A 17286-nucleotide genomic window follows, 5' to 3' on the forward strand; every position below is an offset into this window, starting at 1 on the left:
TCTGGACGGAGGAGCCTACCCAGCAGCCGGTTGGGCGCTACCTCCAAGCCCGGCCCTTCAGGACCGGGTCAAGTTGACGGCCGGTCACGGGGACGCTCGCGGGCGCGCGGCACCGGTGCGGGATCCCGGCCGGGCACGATCGTGTTGGCGACGGTGCCGATGCCCTCCACGGTCAGGGTGACCGTGTCGCCGGGCGCCAGCGGCGGCGGGTCCTGGCGGCCGTTGCGTCCCCACAGTTCGGCGAGGCAGCCGCCGTTGCCGCAGGTGCCCGAACCGAGGACGTCGCCGGTGCGCAGCCGGGTGCCGCGCGAGGCGTGGGCGAGCAGGTCCTCGAAGGTCCACCCCATGTTGGACAGCAGGTCGCTGCCGACCACCCGTCCGTTGACCTCGGCGGTCAGGGCCAGGCGCAGGAACCCGTCGGCGTCGCGGTGGGGCTCCAGTTCGTCGGCGGTGACCAGCCAGGGTCCCAGGGTGGCCGCCGCGTCCTTGCCCTTGCACGGGCCCAGGCCCACCTGCATCTCGCGCGACTGGAGGTCGCGCGCGGACCAGTCGTTGAACACGGTGTAGCCGAAGACGTGCCCGCGCGCCTGCTGCGGCGACAGGTCGCCGCCGGGGCGGCCGACGACGGCGGCCACCTCCAGTTCGAAGTCGAAGTCCGTGCAGCCGGGTGGCACGGGGACGTCGTCGTGGGCGCCCACCAGGGCTGCGGGGTTGGTGAAGTAGAAGGTGGGCGCGTCGTACCAGGCGTCGGGGACGCCCGAGGCGCCGCTCACGCTGCGGCGCACCCCCTCCACGTGCTCCTCGAAGGTGACGAAGTCGCGCACCGACGGCGGTTCCAGCGGCGGGAGCAGCCGGATCTCCGCCAGAGGCACGGGCGCGCCCGTGGCGGGGACGGGCGCACCGCCGACCAGGTCGATCAGCTCGGTGCCCGCAGGGAAGGGCAGAACTTCCTCTCCCTCGACCGCGCCGCAGCGGCGCGTCCCCTCGTGTTCGTAGGTGGCCAGTCGCATGGGTCTCCGATCCGGTTACAGGGGCGGGGCGACGAAGCAGCCGCGGTCGGGGTCGTTGAAGGACTCCTTGGCGACGAACTCGTCCATCGGGTTGGCCGTACCCCACTGGTCGCTGACGCTGGGGTCGGAGAAGTCGTACATGTGCGGGTGCCAGGTGTCCTCGTCGAGGCGCTCCAGCTCGGTGGTGTACTCCAGGGTGTTGCCGTGCGGGTCCATGAAGTAGGAGAACGTGTTGTTGCCCGCCATGTGGCGGCCCGGTCCCCAGATCTTGCGCACGCCCGAGCGCAGCAGGCGGCCGGTGCCGCGCATGTACTCGTCGATGCCGCGCATCTCGAAGGAGACGTGGTGCAGCGAGGTGTGCGGGCACTGGGCGATGGCGATGCTGTGGTGGGTGGGGTTGCACCGCATGAAGTGCATGACCTTGCCCATCCTCGGGTGCATGAGGGTGTCCGAGAGCGCGAAGCCCAGGTGCTTCTCGTACCACAGGCGGGTGCGGTCCAGGTCGGGGGAGTTGAGCACCACGTGGGACAGGCGCACCGGCACGGACTCGCGCTCCTCCACCTTGCGGTGCACGCGCACGGCCACGTCGGCGGAGACCTCGATGGTGCGCCCGTCCACGTCGAAGAAGCGGACGCCGTAGCCGCCGCCGGGGGTGTCCACGGGGCCGGGCTCGCTCACCATCCGGACCCCGGAGCGGATGAGCCGGTCGGCGAGCGCGTCCACGTCGGCGGGGGAGGCGGCGCCGAAGGACACCAGGTCGATGCGCTTCTCCTCCGCCCGGCGCAGGCGGACCACGTAGTTCTCGGGGGAGCCCTCGGCAGCGAGGAAGGACACGCCGCCGTCCCGCTCGGCCTCGGTGAGCTTCCACATGTCGGTGAAGAACTTCTGCTGCTTGTCGAAGTCGGGCACGGCCAGGGCGACGTGCCGCAGGTGGGTGATGAGCCGGTCGGTCATGGTGACTCCTTAGGTGTGCCGGTGGGCAGGTCGAACAGGGCGGCGGCGTTGGCGCCGCCGATCGCGGTGAGGGCGCCGGGGTCCAGCCCGGCCGCGCGCAGCGCGTCCAGGGGTGTGTCGGTGCCCATGTCGAAGGGGTGGTCCGAACCCAGGACGACGCGGTCGGCGCCGGCCGCCTCCACCAGGTGCCGCAGCACCACGGGGTCGTGGACGAGGGAGTCGAACCACAGTCTGCGCAGGTAGGAGCTGGGCGCCTCGGCGCAGCCCCGGGCGTCCGCGCGGGTGCGCCAGCCGTGGTCGGCGCGGCCCAGGTGGGTGGGCAGGTAGCCGCCGCCGTGGGCCGCCACCACCTTCAGGCCGGGGTGCCGGTCCAGCACGCCGGAGAAGATGAGGTGGGACAGGGCGACGGCGTTCTCGGTGGGCTGGCCGACGATGTTGGACAGGTACCAGCGGTCCAGCCGCTCGTCGAGCGTGCAGCCGAAGGGGTGCAGGAACACGACGGCGCCGGTCTCGGCGGCCCGTGCCCACAGCGGTTCGTAGGCGGCGTCGGACAGCTCCCGGCCGGGCGCGTGGGAGGAGATCTCCACGCCCTTGAGCCCGAGGGACAGGGCGTGGTCGAGCAGCTCCACGGCCAGGTCCGGGTGCTGGAGCGGGACCACGCCGAGCCCGACGAGGCGTTCGGGGGCCTGCGCGCAGTGCTCGGCCACCCCCCGATTGGCGAGCCGGTGCGCCCGCTCGGCCGTGGCGGCGTCGGCCCAGTAGTGGTAGTGGGACGGAGAGGGGCTGACGACCTGCGTGTCCACCCCGGCGGCGTCCATGTCGGCCAGGCGGGCGCCGATCTCGGTGAGGCGGGCGAAGCGCTCGCCGATCATGGCGCCGCTGACCCTGAGGGCCTCGGCGCCGTTGCGCCGGGCGTCCAGGTCCCGGTGCGCGTCGTGTCCGGGATGGCCGGCGACCTCGGCCTCGACCTCCGGGAGCAGGACGTGGGCGTGGACGTCGATGATCACGGCAGCTCCGTCAGCATCGTGGAGACCTCGCGCATCAGGCCGGGCACGTCGGCGTCGCGCACTCCGTCGAGCTGCCACTGGGCGAGGGTCACCGACGACTCCACCACGGTGCGGGCTCGGGCCAGGCGGCGGTCGGTGAAGGCGTCGAACAGCGGCTGGTCGGGGGTGTCGGCCGCCAGCACCATTTCGGCCAGGACCAGGGCGTCCTCCAGGCCCTGGGCGGCGCCCTGGGCGAGGGTGGGCGGACAGGCGTGCGCGGCGTCGCCGATGAGGACGGTCCGGCCGCGGTTCCAGGGGCGCTCCACCAGCAGCGACTCGAACCAGGTGTAGTTGACCCGGTCGGAGGCGGCGATGTCGTCGCGGATCTCGTCCCACACGCCGCCATAGCCCCTGGACAGCTCGGTCATGTGCTCGGCCCGCTCCCGCTCGGTGAAGTCGGTGTCGGTGCGGGCCTTCTCCACCAGGTAGGCGTACATGGTGTCGGGGCCGGTGGGGCAGTACCCGGCGATGAAGCAGGGGCCGCCGTAGACCAGGTCGGTGCGCTGCACGCTGGCGGGGCGGCGGGTGTGGATGCGCCAGATGCCCATGCCGGTGGGCTCGGGCTCGGTGTCGATCCCGATCATGGCGCGCACGCTGGAGCGGATGCCGTCGGCGCCCACCACCAGGTCGTAGTGGGCGGCGGTGCCGTCGGAGAGCTCCACCCGCACGCTCTCGCCCCGGTCGTGGAGTTCCTCGACGGTCAGCCCGTAGCGCAGGTCCGCCCCGGCGGCGCGGGCCGCCCGGGTGAGGATCGCGGCCAGTTCGGGGCGGTTCATCCCCACGGTGGCGGGCAGGTCGGGGCCTCCCATGCGCGCGTCGGGGATCTCGGCGACGAGCGAGCCGTCCGGGGTGCGGATGCCCAGGCTGTCGAAGGGGAAGCAGGAGCGCTCCACCTCCTCCCACACACCGAGTTCGCGCAGCACGCGCAGGGCGTTGCCCTGGAGGGTGATGCCCGAACCCAGGGCCTGGGCGTCGGGGCGGATCTCGGCCACCTCCACCTTCACGCCCTCGCGGGCGAGCAGGACGGCTAGGGCCAGGCCGGACGTTCCGGCCCCGACGATCAGTGCGTTGCTCACGGCTGCCATGGGGGACACCTCACTTGACGGCGATGGGGTTGACGGGTGAGCCGACCGCCCCCGTGAAGGGGATCGGAGCGGCGGTGAGGAAGAACGCGTGGACGCCGTCGGCCGCGCAGCGCTCGGCCAGCGCGTCCAGGTCCCACATCTCGCCGATGAGCAGGCCGATGTGGGGGATGGCCACCTGGTGCAGGGGCTGGAAGGCGTCGTCGAACTCGTTGGGGCGCACCTCGAAGCCCCACGTGTCGGTGGCGATCGCCGCGATCTCGGTGCCGTGCAGCCACCCGGCGGTGGTGAAGGACAGGCCGGGGGCGGGGCCGCCCGCGTAGTCGCCCCAGCCCTCGCGGCGGGCACGGGCCAGGCGGCCGGTGCGCACGCACACGATGTCGCCGCGGCCCACCCGGACGCCGTGCGCCTCGGCCGTGGCCTTCAGGTGTTCGGCGGTGATGGCGAAGCCGTCGGGCAGTTCGCCGTCCTCGCCGACGACGCGGCCCACGTCCAGCAGCACGCCCCTGCCCGTGACGGGTGCGGCCATGTGCTCGATACCGGTGACCAGGTCGCCCTCGGAGGTGACCACCTTCGCGGCGTCTCGGCCGTTCCACGCCCTGCCGTGGTCGAAGATGTGGCCGAGCCCGTCCCACTGGGTGGAGCACTGGAGCGGCATGGACACCACGTCGTCGGCGCCGCCGATGCCGTGCGGGAAGCCCTGGTTGCCCAGGGCCGCGTCCACGCCGGTGTCGAGCATGGTGTGCACGGGGTTGGTCCGGCGCCGCCAGCCCTTCTGCGGGCCGTTCATGTCGAAGCTCTGCGCGAGGGAGAAGCTCTCCCCGGTTCTGACCAGGGCGGCGGCCGCGCGGCGGGTGTCGGCGTCGATGAAGTTGACGGTGCCCAGGACGTCGCCTGAGCCCCAGCGGCCCCAGTTGGAGTACTTCTCGGCCGCTTCGGCGATCGCGCCCTCGGGGTCGGTGCGGTCCGGCATCAGGCCTCCTCCGCCACACAGGTGTTGCGCTGGACGCCCAAGCCGGTGACGGTGCCCTCCATGACGTCGCCCGCACGCAGCAGCCGGCCCCAGTGCATGCCGTTGCCCGCCGGGCTGCCGGTCAGGACCAGGTCGCCGGGCAGCAGCTCCACGGTCTGGGAGGCGTAGGAGACCAGGCGGGCCACGTCGAAGATCATGTCCTCGGTGGACTCGTCCTGCATGGCCTCGCCGTTGAGCCTCAGGGTCACCCGCAGGTCGCCGGGGTCGCCCACGCACTCGGCGGGCACCAGGTAGGGGCCCAGCGGGGTGAAGGTGGGGGCGTTCTTGGCGCGCAGCCAGTCGGTGCCGATCTCCGGCATGTCCTGGCGGAACACCAGTTCGCGGGCGGTGAGGTCGTTGGCGATGGTGTAGCCCGCCACGTGCTCCAGCGCCCGCTCGGGGGAGACCCGGTGGGCGGGCGCGCCGATCACGGCGGCCAGTTCCAGCTCCCAGTCGGGCTTGGTGCACCAGCTCGGGATCACCACGTCGTCGTAGGGGCCGGTCACCGAGGAGGGCAGGCCGATGAACACGTACGGCTGGTCCTCGGCCGCCCGGCGGTCCATCATGGCGGCCACCTCTGCGCGCACCTGCTCGGCCGGGCGCCCGTCCTCCGGTTCGTGGGCGACGGCCAGGTCGATGACGTGGGTGCGGTAGTTGGCCCCCGACTGCAGGATCTGGCGCGGCCGCACGGGGGCGTGCACGCGCAGGTCGGCGAGCCGGTGCCGACCCTCGCCGCCGGAGGCCGCCAGGTCGCGCAGCACGGGCAGCACCTCGGACCAGCGCTCCAGCAGCTCCCGGGTGTCCAGGTGCGCGCCCGGGGCGCCCCGCAGGCCGGACACGGTCCGCAGGTCGAGGACCTCCTCTCCCGTCACCAGTGCCGGGAAGGGGGCTCCGCCCCCGACGGAGAAGGTGCCGAGGGCGAAGGTCCCGGGGGCGAGTTCCCCGGTGAGAGATGGATCTGTTGCCACGGTGTTTCCTCCCGACGTGATGCCCTTAACATTGGCTCACGCAGGAGGGATTTGTGAAATAGATCTCTCATATGGACGGCATCCACACTGTGGATATCCATGGGAGGGCACGGGCGTGAACATCGCGAACCTGGATCTGAACCTGCTCGTCGCCCTGCGCGCCCTGCTGGAGGAGCGCAACGTCACCAGGGCCGGTGAGCGCATCGGACTGAGCCAGCCCGCCACCAGCGCCGCGCTGGGCCGCCTGCGCCGCCACTTCTGCGACGAACTCCTGGTGCGCCGGGGCAACCACTACGAGCTGACGCCCCTGGGGCATGCCCTGCGCGCGCCCGCGGCCAACGCCTGCTCGGTCATGGAGCGGCTCTTCAGCAGCCGCGCCCACTTCCACCCCGGCACCGAGGAGCGCGACTTCACCCTCCTGGCCTCCGACTACGCGGTCACGGTCTTCGGCGCCCGGCTGGCCCGTGTGCTGCACGAGCAGGCGCCGGGCCTGCGCCTGCACTTTCGGCAGTTGCCCGACACGATCGTGGAGGCTACCGACAGCGTCCTCGGCAGTGTGGACGGGGCGTTCATCCTGCACGGGGTGATCAGCGGGTACCCGGCCGTGGAGCTGTACCGCGACGAGTGGGTCTGCCTGGTCGACTCGGGCAACCGCACCGTGGGCGAGGAGATCACCATGGCAGACCTGGCGCGGCTGCCGTGGGCGGTCTACCAGCGCCCCTACGACACCCCGGTCGCCCACCAGTTCGGCATGCTGGGCCAGGAGCCCCGGGTGGAGGTCTCCGTGCAGAACTTCCGTATGCTCCCCGAACTGGTCCGGGGCACGCGGCGGGTCGCGCTGGTCCAGCGCCGCCTGGCCGAGGCCGTCGGGGACGCCGACCTGCGCGTGCTGCCCTGCCCCTTCCCCGCCGCGCCGGTCCGGGAGGCGCTGTGGTGGCACCCCGTCCACCGCGACGACGCCGCCCACATCTGGCTGCGCGAGACCGCCGCCCGGGTCGCGGCGGGGCTCGACCCGTCACGGGAGCGCTGACCGGGAGCGTTCGGTCAGCGCGGTCGGGTGGGTCCTCCGCTGAGCGCAGGTGAGAGCCTCGGCCGGGGCCGTCGCGGCGGCCCCGGCCCTTCCGTGTCGGCGCGGCTAGCGCACGCCGGTCGCCGAGCGCTGCCCGGCCTGCTGCCGGGGCACCGTCGACCGGGTGCCCAGCACCTCGGCCAGGAAGTTCGAGGCCAGCATCAGGGCGGCCTGGTTGGCCTGGGTGTCGCGCATGCTGTCGACCATCATGAAGTCGTGGATCATGCCCTGGAAGCGGACCGCCGTCACCGGCACACCGGCCTCCCGCAGCCTGCGCGCGTACGCCTCGCCCTCGTCGCGCAGCACGTCGGCCTCACCGTTGAGCACGATCGCCGGCGGCAGCCCGCGCAGCTCCTCCATCGGGGCCCGCAGCGGGGACGCGTAGATCTCCGCCCGGTCCTCGGGGTCGGTCGTGTACTGGTCCCAGAACCACATCATGCCCTCTCGGGTCAGGAAGTACCCGGTGGCGAACTCGCGGTAGGAGTCGGTGTCGAAGGCGGCGTCGGTCACCGGGTACAGCAGCGCCTGCCCCCTGAGCTCCACGTCCCCCCGATCCTTGGCCATCAGCGCCAGCACCGTGGCCATGTTGCCGCCCACCGAGTCTCCGCACACCGCCATGCGGGTCCCGTCCAGGTTCTTCTCCGAGCCGTGCTCGGCCACCCAGTGGGCGGCCGCGTAGTTCTGCTCGATCGCGGTGGGATACTTCGCCTCGGGGGCGCGGTCGTACTCGGGGAAGACCACCGCGGCGCCGCTGCGTACCGCCAGTTCCCGCACCAGGCGGTCGTGGGTGTCGGCGCTGCCGAACACCCAGCCCGCGCCGTGGATGTAGAGGATCACCGGAAGCGTTCCGGTGGCCCCGGCCGGGCGCATGATCCGCAGGGGTACCTGTCCGGTGGGGCCGCCCTCCACGGTGATCCACTCGTCGGTGATCTCGGGCTTGGGCACGCCCTCGCCGTTCTGGACCTCCTCCAGGATCTCCCGGCCCTGTTCAGGGGGGAGCTGGTAGATGAAGGGCGGGATGGAGTTGGCGTCGGCGAACTCCTGCGCGGCCCGCTCCAGGACCACCTTGTTCTCGGACATGCGTCTCCCCGGCTCGGTGTGGTGTGCTGTGTCCACAGCAGGGCTTTCCGGCCTTCCACCAGCGGAAACAGGGTTTCCCGAAAGTTGGCGCGATCCGGTTCCCGGGATGGGGATCCCGTACGCGGGGTGCGTTCCCCGGCAGCCGGAGCAGGAGGGAGCGACCGCCATGGCACGGTCGTCCGGCGGCGGGTCCGCATCGGGACGCGCATGTGGGAGCGTGTACTGGGCTCCCCACTGAGGGCGTACACGCCGGCCACTCTCACCGGGGAGCGTGAACTGCGCGCCGAGATCGCGGAGGTCCGCCGCAGGGGCTTCGCCTTCTGCCCCGGGCACATCCATTCCGACGCCACGGGACTGGCCGTGCCGGTGCGCCGGGACGGGCACGTGGTGGCGGCCTTGGGCCTCGTGGTCCCCAACGACGATTCCGCGTGGGCGCTCAGTCGACCGCTCATGCTCGCCGGGCTGTCCCTGAGCCGTGCGCTGAGCGGCACCGTGCCGGAGGGGCCGCCCTCCGGGAGCCCGGGCGGTGACGGCGGCCTTCGCGCATGCCGTGAGCGGGAGGGACCGTTTCGGGCGGGTGGCCGGGGGTACGCCGAGCAGATATAGCCACATATTTCTCAAATAAGGAGAAATCGACCCATCGGTCCGGGCGCAGCGCGGCCGATGGTACGGACCACCTCCCTAGGAGAGCACGGGACCGCGAGGCGCGCCCGGAGCGCTCGGAAGGGTGCGGAGAAAGTGGGCCAGGGCAACGGAGAAGGCGGAAGCGGGGCCGCCCGCAGCGGCGGGACGGCCGACGCGCCACCCGGACGGGGCACCGGCAGGAAGCGAACGCGGGTGCGGAACCGTGGCCGGGAGGGCGCGGAGCCCCGCCACGAGCACACCGGCCGCGAACACCCCGATCATGGAGCCGAGGAACCGGACGTGTTCCTCGACGTCCCGTCCGTGAAGGTCGAGGAGATCGACCTTGAGGTCGACAACCTCCTGGCCTCGGTCTCCCTCCAGGCCGAGGTACTGGACCTGCTCAGGCTGAAGGTGGGAGCGGACGTCGAACTCGGCCGCGTCTCCCTCACCGTCAAGGGGGTCGAGGCCTAGGCCGTGCTCAAGGTGCGGCTCGACGACGTCCGCGACATCATCACCCGGGTCCTGCGGACCATCGACGCGAACCCGCAGATCCTGGAGCACGTGGCCCGGGGGCTGGAGTCCTCCCTCGACCAGGTGGCGGGTGGCGCGGGCCGGGCGGTCGCGGACCTGGGCCGCGGGCGCTGCGCAGACTGCGCGAGGAGTGGGCCGATGACGCCCGGGACCTCGTCGACCGGGTGGTGCGCCACACCGAGTTCGACGCCGTCACCGCACTCGCGCAGGCCTTCCCCCTGCGGGTCTTCCCCGACGCGGTGGGCCTGGAGAAGGAGGGCCGCGAGCACCTCCTGCCCTGCGGCGACCACGCCTTCAACGCCTTCGGCCCCTCCAACGCGCTGGTGGCCAAGGGCGCTCCGCGCGTCGCGGAGCTCTCGGCGTGGGTCAACGGCCAGTGCGCGCGCGAGCGGCTCGCCCCCGGCGGGTTCGGCGGAGCAGGCGCCCCTCGTCGTGCGCTCCCTGCTCACCACCGGCGTGGACACCACCGTCCACGCACTGGGGGCGATCCTGTACGCCTTCGCCACCCACCCCGGGCAGTGGCGGCGCCTGCGCGAGGAGCCCCGCCTGGCCCGGGTCGCCTTCGACGAGGCGGTGCGCTGGGAGTCGCTGGTGCAGACCTTCTTCCGTACGGCCACATGCGACACCGAGATCGCGGGTACCACCGTTCCCGACGGTACGAAGATCCTCATGTTCCTGGGTGCGGCCAACCGCGACCCGCGCCGATGGGAGGACCCCGACGCCTTCGACCTCTCCCGCGACCCCTCCGCGCACGTGGGGTTCGGCATGGGCCTGCACCAGTGCGTGGGCCAGCACGTCGCCCGCCTGGAGGCGGAGTCGCTGCTCACCGCCCTGGCCGAACGGTTCGAGCGCATCGAACTCGCCGGGACGCCGGTGCGGCACCTCAACAACGCCCTCCGCGCCTGGTCCTCGATGCCGGTGCGCGTCCGGACCGCCTGACCACCGCCCGGTGCCTTCGGGTACGGAGTGAACGAGAGGAAGGAACAGCCATGCAGCGTGTACGCGGAGTGGTCGCCAGAGCCAAGGGGGAACCGGTCTCGGTCGAGACCGTGCTGGTCCCCGACCCCGGCCCCGGAGAGGCCGTGGTGAAGGTGTGGGCGTGCGGGGTGTGCCACACCGACCTGCACTACCGGGAGGGCGGCATCAACGACGAGTTCCCCTTCCTGCTCGGCCACGAAGCCGCCGGGAGCGTGGAATCGGTCGGTGAGGGGGTGACCGGGATCGAACCCGGCGACTTCGTCGTCCTCAACTGGCGGGCCGTGTGCGGCCAGTGCCGCGCCTGCGGCCGCGGCCGCCCCCAGTACTGCTTCGACACCCACAACGCCAAGCAGCGGATGACCCTGGCCGACGGCACCGAACTCACCCCCGCCCTGGGCATCGGCGCCTTCGCCGACAAGACCCTCGTGGCCGCCGGACAGTGCACCAAGGTCGACCACACCGCCCGCCCCGAGGCCGTCGGGCTGCTCGGATGCGGCGTGATGGCCGGGCTGGGCGCCGCCCTCAACACCGGGCGGGTGGGGCGCGGCGACTCGGTCGCCGTCATCGGCTGCGGAGGCGTGGGCGCCGCGGCCGTGGCTGGGGCACGCCTGGCGGGGGCCGGGCGGATCATCGCCGTCGACCTGGCCAAGCGCAAACTCGACACGGCCATGAGGCTGGGCGCCACGCACACCGTGAACGCCGCCAATGCCGACCCGGTCACCGCCGTACGCGAGCTCACCGACGGGTTCGGAGCCGACGTGGTCATCGACGCGGTGGGCACCCCCAAGACCTACGAGCAGGCCTTCTACGCCCGCGACCTGGCCGGGACCGTGGTCCTGGTGGGCGTGCCCACCCCCGAGATGCGGCTGGAGCTGCCGCTGCTGGACGTCTTCGGGCGGGGCGGGGCGCTGAAGTCCTCCTGGTACGGCGACTGCCTGCCCTCGCGGGACTTCCCGATGCTCACCGACCTCTACCTCCAGGGCCGCCTGGACCTGGACGCCTTCGTCTCCGAGACGGTCGGGATCGACGGCGTGGAGGCGGCGTTCGAGCGCATGAACCACGGCGACGTCCTGCGCTCGGTGGTGGTCCTGTGAGCGGCGCGCGCATCGAGCACCTGGTCACCTCCGGCTTGTTCACCCTGGACGGCGGCAGCTGGGAGGTGGACAACAACGTCTGGATCGTGGGTGATGACACCGAGGCGGTCGTCATCGACGCCGCCCACGACGCCGACGCCATCGTGGCGGCGGTGGGCGGGCGCCGCGTGGTGGCGATCGTGTCCACCCACGGGCACGACGACCACATCGACGCCGCCCCCGCCGTGGCCGAGCGCACCGGAGCGCCCGTGCTGCTGCACCCCGACGACCTCATGCTGTGGGAGCGCGCGCACCCCGGCACCCGCCCGGACGGGGAACTGTCCGACGGACAGGTGATCGCGGTGGGCGGGACCGACCTGCGGGTGCTGCACACCCCCGGGCACAGCCCCGGGGCGGTGTGCCTGCACGCGCCCGGCCTGGACGCGGTGTTCTCCGGCGACACGCTCTTCCAGGGCGGGCCGGGCGCGACGGGGCGGTCCTTCTCCGACTTCCCGACGATCGTCGCCTCGATCCGTGACCGGCTGTTGGTGCTGCCGCCGGAGACGGTGGTGCACACGGGCCACGGCCCCTCCACCGCGATCGGTGACGAGGCGCCCCACCTCCAGGAGTGGATCGACCGGGGGCGCTGAGGGGGAGGCGCCGGGCGGCCCCTACTCCGGAGGGGACAGGTATCCGCGCTCGTAGGCGCGCACGAGGTTGCGGGGGACGCGGTACTCGCGGCCCCGCAGGTGCACGGTGACGAGGTCGGGGGTCTGCGCCTTCCACTGGGAGCGGCGGGTGCGGGTGTTGGCGCGCGACATCCTGCGCTTGGGGACGGCCATCGTGTGTTCCTCTCCTGGGGACGGGGCACGTGCGCCCCGCCCCGTGGTGTGTTATTTCCGCTGGTAGCGGCGGTTGAAGCGCTCCACCCGGCCCGCGGTGTCCACCACGCGGGCGTTGCCGGTGTAGAACGGGTGGCTGGCGCTGGAGATCTCGACGTCGACGACCGGGTAGGTCCGGCCGTCCTCCCACTCGATCGTCCTGTCGCTGTCCATGGTCGACCGGGTGAGGAAGGCGAAGTCGGCGGCCCGGTCCCGGAAGACGACGTGCCGGTACTCGGGATGGATTCCGTGTCTCATGAGGGCCTCTCGTGGTGTGGTGCTCGGCCGGGGTCAGCGTTCCTCGCGGAACTCGACGTGGCTTTGGATCTTGGGGTCGTACTTGCGCAGGACCAGGCGGTCGGGTGTGTTGCGCCGGTTCTTGCGGGTCACGTAGGTGGTCCCGGTTCCCGCTGTGGACTTGAGCTTGATGATGGGCCGGACGTCGTTGCGTGCCATGCGTGCCTCCTCGGCTGACGGGCTCTGTAACAGCAATGATAACCGTTTTCATTCCCGAGGTGTGCGTCGGCCCGTCCGATCAGGGGAGCGGCGGAGGGCAGGCGGCTCAGACCCCCGCCTTCCGGGGAACGGAGACCGGTTCGGTCACGTCGATGAGCCGTTCGAGGCGGGCGAGGGTCTCGGCGCGGTGGGAGGCGATGAGGACGGTGCCGCGGAAACCCGCGATGACCTCCGAGACCGCCCGCTCGGTGGCGGGGTCGAGGCTGGCCGTGACCTCGTCGACGAGCAGGACCCGCGGTCGACGGACCAGGGCGCGAGCCAGGGCCAGGCGTGCCCGCTGCCCGCCGGAGAGCCGCAGCCCGCCCTCGCCGAGCCCGTCGTCGAGACCGATCCAGTCACCGGCGCCGACGCGTTCGAGCGCTGCGGCCAGCTCGGCGTCCGAGCGGGGCGGGCAGCCGCGCGACAGGTTGTCGCGGACAGTGCCGTGGAAGAGGGTGGCCTCCTGGTCGACCAGGGCGACGGCTCCGCGCAGGCAGGCGTCGTCGAGGTCGGCCACGGAGACGCCGGTGCCGTCCGCCGCGACGAGTTCGACGGCGCCCGACGCGGGATCCCACAACCGGGCCGCCAGGGCGACGACCGTGCTCTTGCCCGACCCGGACGGGCCGACCAGCCCGACGTGCTCGCCGGGTGCGATGTCGGCCGACCAGGAGGTGAGGATCGGCTTTCGGCCCGCGTAGCCGAAGGACACGTTCCGCAGGCGCAGGCCGAGCGGTCCGTCTGGCAGGGGGCGGGGCGCCTCCGGCGGTGCGACCACCGGAGGGCGGCCGATCCCGGCGGAGACACGGTCGGCACTGGCGACCAGCGGATGGAGCCGGGTGAGCGCCGTGGTGGCATCGGCGATCGCGGTTACCCCGGCCAGGGCCAGGGCGATGAGCGCGGGCAGCTCCGCCGGCGAGATCCGTACCGCCGCTTCGTTGGAGAGCACGCCCGCTCCCGTGGCACTGGCGGCGATGACACCGATGACCACCGCGGTGAGGACGAGCTCGCGGACGGCGGTGACCAGTTGCGACAGCATCTCGCCGCGGCGGGCGATCCCGGCGGCGCGTGCGGTGGCGGCACCGGTCTCGGCGACGATCCGGGGGGCGAGCCCGTAGGCGAGCACCTCGCGCAGGGCTCCGAGCGAATCGACGATGCGCGTGGACAGGGCCGACCGCTCGCTCTGCTCCCGCTCACCCAGCCGCCGGGCCGTGTGGGCCCAGCACAGTGCGCTGCTCGCCACGAGCAGGCTGCCGACGACCATGACGGCCCCCGCCTCGGGCAGCAGGAGGAACGCGGTGGCCGAGGAGGCCAGGAACAGGGTGAGCGAGGCGCCGAGCTGGGCGACGGTGTGCGCGTAGAAGAATTCGAGCTTCTCGATGTCGTCCATCGCGACGGCGGCAGCGCGCCCGGAGTGCTCACGTCGGCGCCCGGGGACGCTCCGGGCGTAGGAGTCGAACAGCGCCATCCGCAGCCGTGCCAGCACACGGTAGGCCAGGGCATGTGAGACGTCCATCTCCTGCCAGGTCAGGGCCGTGCGCAGCAGGACGAGCCAGAGGACGAGGGCCCACCAGAGCGGATCGGGCGGCGCCTGGTCGACCACGGCGTGGCCCACCGCCCACGCGGTGAGGACGGTCAGGGCGGCCAGGGCGAGCGAGCTCGCGGTGCCGACGAGGTAGCTCCAGAGCATGCCCCGCCGCTCGGGCCGCAGGACGGGCAGGAGCCCGAGGAAGGCGCGCAGTGCGGAAAGGGTGTTCACGGAATCCTCCTGTCCAGGGCCCCGGAGCCGAGGCGCAGCACGTCGGAGACCCGCGCGAGGCTCTCGGGGCGATGACTGATCATGATGACGACGCGGTCGCGGGCCACCCGGTGCAGCGTCTCGACGACACCGGCCGCGCGGGCGGCGTCCAACGCGCTCGTCGGCTCGTCGACGAGGAGGACGGGGCGCCGCGCGAGCAGCGCGCGGGCCAGGGCCAGGCGTTGGCGCTGCCCTCCCGAGAGACCGGTACCGGCCTCGGCCACCTCGGTGTCGAAACCGTGCGGGAAGCCGTTGATCTCGTCGAGGATCCCGGCCGCGCGGCAGGCCGCGACCAGGTCCGCCTCCGATGCCGCCTCCGGTGCGGCGACCGCGAGGTTGTCCCGGATGGTCCCGGCGAAGAGGATCGGCCTCTGGGAGACCACGGCGATGTCGCTGGGGCGCAGCGGCCGGCCGTCCAGCTCGATACTGCCGGAGTGCGGTGTGAGGAAGCCGAGCAGGAGGTCGAAGAGGGTCGACTTCCCCGTTCCGGAGGCCCCGACGACCGCGCACAGGGAGCCCCTGCGGGCGGTCAGGTCGAGGTCGTGGAGCACGTCCTCGGCCGCTCCGGGGTAGCGGAAGCCCAGCCCCCTCACGCGCAGGACCTCGGCCGTGCGGCCTGCGGCGGGACGGTCGGGACCGGGCCCGGCCGGGCCGGGACCGCATGGTTCGGTGAACGCGCCGATCCGGTCGAGGCCGGGTACCGCCGTGAGCCCGAGGAACCCCGCGTGCCAGTGCCGGGAGAGGTCGCGGATGGGCCGGAACGCCTCGGAGGCGAACAGCAGGACGAGGTAGACCTCGATGGCGGGGCCCTGGCCGGTGGCGGCGTGGGCCGCGGCGACGACGGCGGCGGCGACCACGCCCCCCTGGACGGCGAGGTCGGTGACGGCGGTCTCGGCCAGGGAACCGCGCATGATCCGCTCGGTGGCCCGGCGCAGCGCCTCGGACCGTGCCGCCAGTCGGCGGCGGGTTCCGGACACGTCGCCCAGCGCGCGCAGGGTGGCCATGCCGCGCAGCGATTCGAGCAGGTCGGCGCCGAGCGCCTCGTAGCTGTCCCAGTGGTCGAGGCCGCGCCGGGCCATCATCCGCTTCCACGCCATGGGGCCCAGCAGCGCGAGCACGACCCCGGCGGTCACACACAGCGCCGCCGCGGGTGAGAGCAGGAACAGGCCGGCCACGACCACCGGGCAGGTGATCAGCAACTGCGCGACGGCGGGGATGTACTTGGCGACATAGGCGTCGGTACCGTCGACGCCGTCGCCCAGGGCGGCGCGCATGGAGCCGTCCCGCGCCGCCGTGTCGTGCAGCCGCTCCGGCACGAGCGCCGCGCGCATCGCACGGGTGCGGACCGCCTGCCTGACCTGTCCGCCCAGGCGAGCCGCCACCGAGGTCTGGGCGAGGGAGAGCGCCAGTCTGATCAGCGCGACGCCGATGATCAGGGACAGTGCGGCGACGACCCCCTGGGCCTGGCCGCGCAGGACCGCCGACATCGCCCAGGCGATCGACGCGGCCTGCCCGAGGTGGGTGAGGAAGACCAGCACGAGCAGCGCGACGCTCCACGCCAGGGTCGAGGGGAACCGGGCCGCCTCCCGCCACAGCAGGGGAACGATCATCATGCGGTGGTCTCCTTTGCGGGGTCGTGCTCGCCGGGGAGCATCGCGAGGGCGTGGACGGTCCAGCGGCCGTGCGCGGCGACCAGCCCCGACACGGGACGGCAGCGCCATCTCCGGGAGAGCGCTCCCGCGTAGCAGAGGCCGGCCGCGGACCTGTGGGCCCGCCACAGGGTCGCGGCGACCTCCGCGGCGGGGGCGTCCACGGCCACGGACCACGCCTCCAGATGGTGGGCGCCGAGCACCCACCGCTGCCCGGACGCCGCCGCGACCTCCGCGGTCCGCGGTGCGGGCGCGCGCACGCCGCTTTCGAACTCGGCGATCGCCGGGGAGCGCCGCGCGGCCAGGGCGCGGCGGCGTGCGGGGTCGACCGCCCAGTCCCCGGGCAGTTCGACGGCGGCCAACGGGATCTCCGGAGCGAGCCCGCGCGCGAGCCACCGCCCGTGCTCGGACGCGAGCGGTACGCCGAGCAGGTCGCGCAGCCACCGGCTCGGACCCAGCCGCACCGCGACGGGCGCGGCCGTGCACAGGAACTCGGCGGCGGCCAGTGCGTAGGCGGTGTCGGCGATCCACAGCGGCCAGGCCCGGTGCCGGTACCGGCCGAAGCTGCGGCCGGGCTGCACGGTCAGCACCAGGTGGGTGCCCCGGGTGTCGGCTCCGGGGGGCCAGCCCGCTTCCTGGTCGCGCCTCTCGTCGCGCCGGAACAGCGTGCCGTGCTCCGTGTCGTGGACGTAGCGCCCCGCCTCCAGTGCGCCTTCGCCGGTGCCGACGACCAGGTGGGTGTGGACCGGGTAGGCCGCCCCTGCGGAGGGTACCGGGCGCTTGTGGACGCGGGTCACCGTCCCGTCGGGCAGGCGGTGGCGGCCCGCGCTCCGCCACAGGCCGTCGAGCAGGCCGCCTTCGCGTTCCGGGGCGGCGACGGGTTCGGCGCCGGCCAGGTACCAGGGGTTGGCGCGCGGGCCGGGCGGGCACGGCGGCCCCGGGGCCTCGGGGGCGAACGCGCGTGCCAGCACGGGCGGCAGTGGGCCGGTCTCCGCGCCGTGGGGCGTCGGAGCCGGTCGGGTGGTGCGGGACATCGGGG

At 73.1% G+C, this 17286-nt stretch carries 20 protein-coding genes; 6 read left to right on the forward strand and 14 right to left on the reverse strand.

Features of this window, described 5'->3' with window-relative positions; all coding sequences use genetic code 11:
- Nucleotides 1-68: 68 nt before the first annotated feature.
- Genes ACFHWE_RS02230 through ACFHWE_RS02255 form a run of 6 tightly spaced genes read right to left on the reverse strand, consistent with a single transcriptional unit; the run spans nucleotide 69 to nucleotide 6072 of the window.
- Nucleotides 69-1010: a fumarylacetoacetate hydrolase family protein gene (locus ACFHWE_RS02230; RefSeq protein WP_416598846.1), complete on the reverse strand. Its 942-nt coding sequence runs from the start codon at nucleotides 1008-1010 to the stop codon at nucleotides 69-71.
- A gap of 15 nt (nucleotides 1011-1025) precedes the next feature.
- Nucleotides 1026-1964: a VOC family protein gene (locus tag ACFHWE_RS02235; RefSeq protein WP_416598847.1), complete on the reverse strand. Its 939-nt coding sequence runs from the start codon at nucleotides 1962-1964 to the stop codon at nucleotides 1026-1028.
- Nucleotides 1961-2971, reverse strand: coding sequence for an amidohydrolase family protein (locus ACFHWE_RS02240; protein ID WP_416598848.1), 1011 nt, complete (start codon nucleotides 2969-2971; stop codon nucleotides 1961-1963). The genes ACFHWE_RS02235 and ACFHWE_RS02240 overlap by 4 nt, the downstream gene beginning before the upstream one ends.
- Nucleotides 2968-4095 carry an FAD-dependent oxidoreductase gene (locus ACFHWE_RS02245; RefSeq protein ID WP_416598849.1) on the reverse strand — a complete coding sequence of 376 codons (1128 nt, stop codon included), beginning with the start codon at nucleotides 4093-4095 and terminating at the stop codon, nucleotides 2968-2970. Before ACFHWE_RS02245 ends, ACFHWE_RS02240 begins: the two co-directional genes overlap by 4 nt.
- Before the next feature lie 10 nt (nucleotides 4096-4105).
- A complete protein-coding gene (locus tag ACFHWE_RS02250) occupies nucleotides 4106-5065 on the reverse strand; it encodes a cyclase family protein (protein ID WP_416598850.1) in 960 nt (319 codons plus the stop codon).
- Nucleotides 5065-6072, reverse strand: coding sequence for a fumarylacetoacetate hydrolase family protein (locus tag ACFHWE_RS02255; RefSeq protein WP_416598851.1), 1008 nt, complete (start codon nucleotides 6070-6072; stop codon nucleotides 5065-5067). The genes ACFHWE_RS02250 and ACFHWE_RS02255 overlap by 1 nt, the downstream gene beginning before the upstream one ends.
- A 115-nt stretch (nucleotides 6073-6187) precedes the next feature.
- Between ACFHWE_RS02255 and ACFHWE_RS02260 the strand changes: the two genes are divergently transcribed.
- Nucleotides 6188-7102 (forward strand): LysR family transcriptional regulator, encoded by a 915-nt coding sequence (locus ACFHWE_RS02260; protein WP_416598852.1) that lies wholly within the window; start codon nucleotides 6188-6190, stop codon nucleotides 7100-7102.
- Nucleotides 7103-7207: 105 nt separating this feature from the next.
- Here the strand turns inward: ACFHWE_RS02260 and ACFHWE_RS02265 are convergent, their stop codons facing one another.
- The gene (locus ACFHWE_RS02265; protein ID WP_416598853.1) at nucleotides 7208-8221 is read right to left on the reverse strand and encodes an alpha/beta hydrolase; all 1014 of its coding nucleotides are present in this window, start codon (nucleotides 8219-8221) and stop codon (nucleotides 7208-7210) included.
- A gap of 207 nt (nucleotides 8222-8428) precedes the next feature.
- Between ACFHWE_RS02265 and ACFHWE_RS02270 the strand changes: the two genes are divergently transcribed.
- Both ACFHWE_RS02270 and ACFHWE_RS02275 read left to right on the forward strand, forming a co-directional pair.
- Complete coding sequence (locus ACFHWE_RS02270; RefSeq protein ID WP_416598854.1) at nucleotides 8429-8827, forward strand: IclR family transcriptional regulator domain-containing protein; 399 nt, start codon at nucleotides 8429-8431, stop codon at nucleotides 8825-8827.
- A 231-nt stretch (nucleotides 8828-9058) separates the two neighbouring features.
- The gene (locus tag ACFHWE_RS02275) at nucleotides 9059-9316 is read left to right on the forward strand and encodes a hypothetical protein (protein ID WP_416598855.1); all 258 of its coding nucleotides are present in this window, start codon (nucleotides 9059-9061) and stop codon (nucleotides 9314-9316) included.
- Here ACFHWE_RS02275 and ACFHWE_RS02280 read toward each other — a convergent pair.
- On the reverse strand, nucleotides 9313-9666 hold the full coding sequence (locus ACFHWE_RS02280; protein WP_416598856.1) for a hypothetical protein: 354 nt from the start codon (nucleotides 9664-9666) through the stop codon (nucleotides 9313-9315). The genes ACFHWE_RS02275 and ACFHWE_RS02280 overlap by 4 nt on opposite strands.
- 142 nt (nucleotides 9667-9808) lie before the next feature.
- On the opposite strand from ACFHWE_RS02280, the gene ACFHWE_RS02285 reads away from it, so the two are divergent.
- From ACFHWE_RS02285 to ACFHWE_RS02295, 3 genes are read left to right on the forward strand one after another with little or no spacing between them, the layout of a single operon-like run.
- Entirely contained in the window at nucleotides 9809-10315 is a 507-nt protein-coding gene (locus ACFHWE_RS02285; RefSeq protein ID WP_416598857.1) for a cytochrome P450, read from the forward strand.
- A gap of 50 nt (nucleotides 10316-10365) precedes the next feature.
- Nucleotides 10366-11448: an S-(hydroxymethyl)mycothiol dehydrogenase gene (locus tag ACFHWE_RS02290; RefSeq protein ID WP_416598858.1), complete on the forward strand. Its 1083-nt coding sequence runs from the start codon at nucleotides 10366-10368 to the stop codon at nucleotides 11446-11448.
- Complete coding sequence (locus ACFHWE_RS02295; protein ID WP_416598859.1) at nucleotides 11445-12077, forward strand: MBL fold metallo-hydrolase; 633 nt, start codon at nucleotides 11445-11447, stop codon at nucleotides 12075-12077. Before ACFHWE_RS02290 ends, ACFHWE_RS02295 begins: the two co-directional genes overlap by 4 nt.
- 21 nt (nucleotides 12078-12098) lie before the next feature.
- On the opposite strand, the gene rpmF is transcribed toward ACFHWE_RS02295, so the two are convergent.
- The 6 genes from rpmF to ACFHWE_RS02325 form a co-directional block, all read right to left on the reverse strand.
- Nucleotides 12099-12269, reverse strand: coding sequence for a 50S ribosomal protein L32 (gene rpmF / locus ACFHWE_RS02300; RefSeq protein ID WP_028649759.1), 171 nt, complete (start codon nucleotides 12267-12269; stop codon nucleotides 12099-12101).
- A 51-nt stretch (nucleotides 12270-12320) separates the two neighbouring features.
- On the reverse strand, nucleotides 12321-12566 hold the full coding sequence (locus ACFHWE_RS02305; protein ID WP_416598860.1) for a type B 50S ribosomal protein L31: 246 nt from the start codon (nucleotides 12564-12566) through the stop codon (nucleotides 12321-12323).
- 33 nt (nucleotides 12567-12599) lie between these two features.
- Nucleotides 12600-12764, reverse strand: coding sequence for a 50S ribosomal protein L33 (rpmG, locus tag ACFHWE_RS02310; protein WP_416598861.1), 165 nt, complete (start codon nucleotides 12762-12764; stop codon nucleotides 12600-12602).
- Between the two features lie 106 nt (nucleotides 12765-12870).
- Nucleotides 12871-14559 (reverse strand): ATP-binding cassette domain-containing protein, encoded by a 1689-nt coding sequence (locus tag ACFHWE_RS02315; RefSeq protein ID WP_416598862.1) that lies wholly within the window; start codon nucleotides 14557-14559, stop codon nucleotides 12871-12873.
- Complete coding sequence (locus ACFHWE_RS02320; protein WP_416598863.1) at nucleotides 14556-16211, reverse strand: ABC transporter ATP-binding protein/permease; 1656 nt, start codon at nucleotides 16209-16211, stop codon at nucleotides 14556-14558. Before ACFHWE_RS02320 ends, ACFHWE_RS02315 begins: the two co-directional genes overlap by 4 nt.
- Nucleotides 16208-17281 carry a hypothetical protein gene (locus ACFHWE_RS02325; protein WP_416598864.1) on the reverse strand — a complete coding sequence of 358 codons (1074 nt, stop codon included), beginning with the start codon at nucleotides 17279-17281 and terminating at the stop codon, nucleotides 16208-16210. Before ACFHWE_RS02325 ends, ACFHWE_RS02320 begins: the two co-directional genes overlap by 4 nt.
- Between the last annotated feature and the right edge of the window lie 5 nt (nucleotides 17282-17286).

Source organism: Nocardiopsis sp. LOL_012 (genome assembly GCF_048060475.1).
In the GTDB taxonomy this organism is placed as follows: Bacteria; Actinomycetota; Actinomycetes; order Streptosporangiales; family Streptosporangiaceae; genus Nocardiopsis.

Excerpts from the sequence above, each read along its gene's own strand:
- ACFHWE_RS02230 (WP_416598846.1), bottom strand. The coding sequence starts at position 1,010 with ATGCGACTGGCCACCTACGAACACGAGGGGACGCGCCGCTGCGGCGCG.
- ACFHWE_RS02235 (WP_416598847.1), bottom strand. The coding sequence starts at position 1,964 with ATGACCGACCGGCTCATCACCCACCTGCGGCACGTCGCCCTGGCCGTG.
- ACFHWE_RS02245 (WP_416598849.1), bottom strand. The coding sequence starts at position 4,095 with ATGGCAGCCGTGAGCAACGCACTGATCGTCGGGGCCGGAACGTCCGGC.
- ACFHWE_RS02250 (WP_416598850.1), bottom strand. The coding sequence starts at position 5,065 with ATGCCGGACCGCACCGACCCCGAGGGCGCGATCGCCGAAGCGGCCGAG.
- ACFHWE_RS02265 (WP_416598853.1), bottom strand. The coding sequence starts at position 8,221 with ATGTCCGAGAACAAGGTGGTCCTGGAGCGGGCCGCGCAGGAGTTCGCC.
- ACFHWE_RS02270 (WP_416598854.1), top strand. The coding sequence starts at position 8,429 with ATGTGGGAGCGTGTACTGGGCTCCCCACTGAGGGCGTACACGCCGGCC.
- ACFHWE_RS02290 (WP_416598858.1), top strand. The coding sequence starts at position 10,366 with ATGCAGCGTGTACGCGGAGTGGTCGCCAGAGCCAAGGGGGAACCGGTC.
- rpmF (WP_028649759.1), bottom strand. The coding sequence starts at position 12,269 with ATGGCCGTCCCCAAGCGCAGGATGTCGCGCGCCAACACCCGCACCCGC.
- ACFHWE_RS02305 (WP_416598860.1), bottom strand. The coding sequence starts at position 12,566 with ATGAGACACGGAATCCATCCCGAGTACCGGCACGTCGTCTTCCGGGAC.
- rpmG (WP_416598861.1), bottom strand. The coding sequence starts at position 12,764 with ATGGCACGCAACGACGTCCGGCCCATCATCAAGCTCAAGTCCACAGCG.
- ACFHWE_RS02320 (WP_416598863.1), bottom strand. The coding sequence starts at position 16,211 with ATGATGATCGTTCCCCTGCTGTGGCGGGAGGCGGCCCGGTTCCCCTCG.
- ACFHWE_RS02325 (WP_416598864.1), bottom strand. The coding sequence starts at position 17,281 with ATGTCCCGCACCACCCGACCGGCTCCGACGCCCCACGGCGCGGAGACC.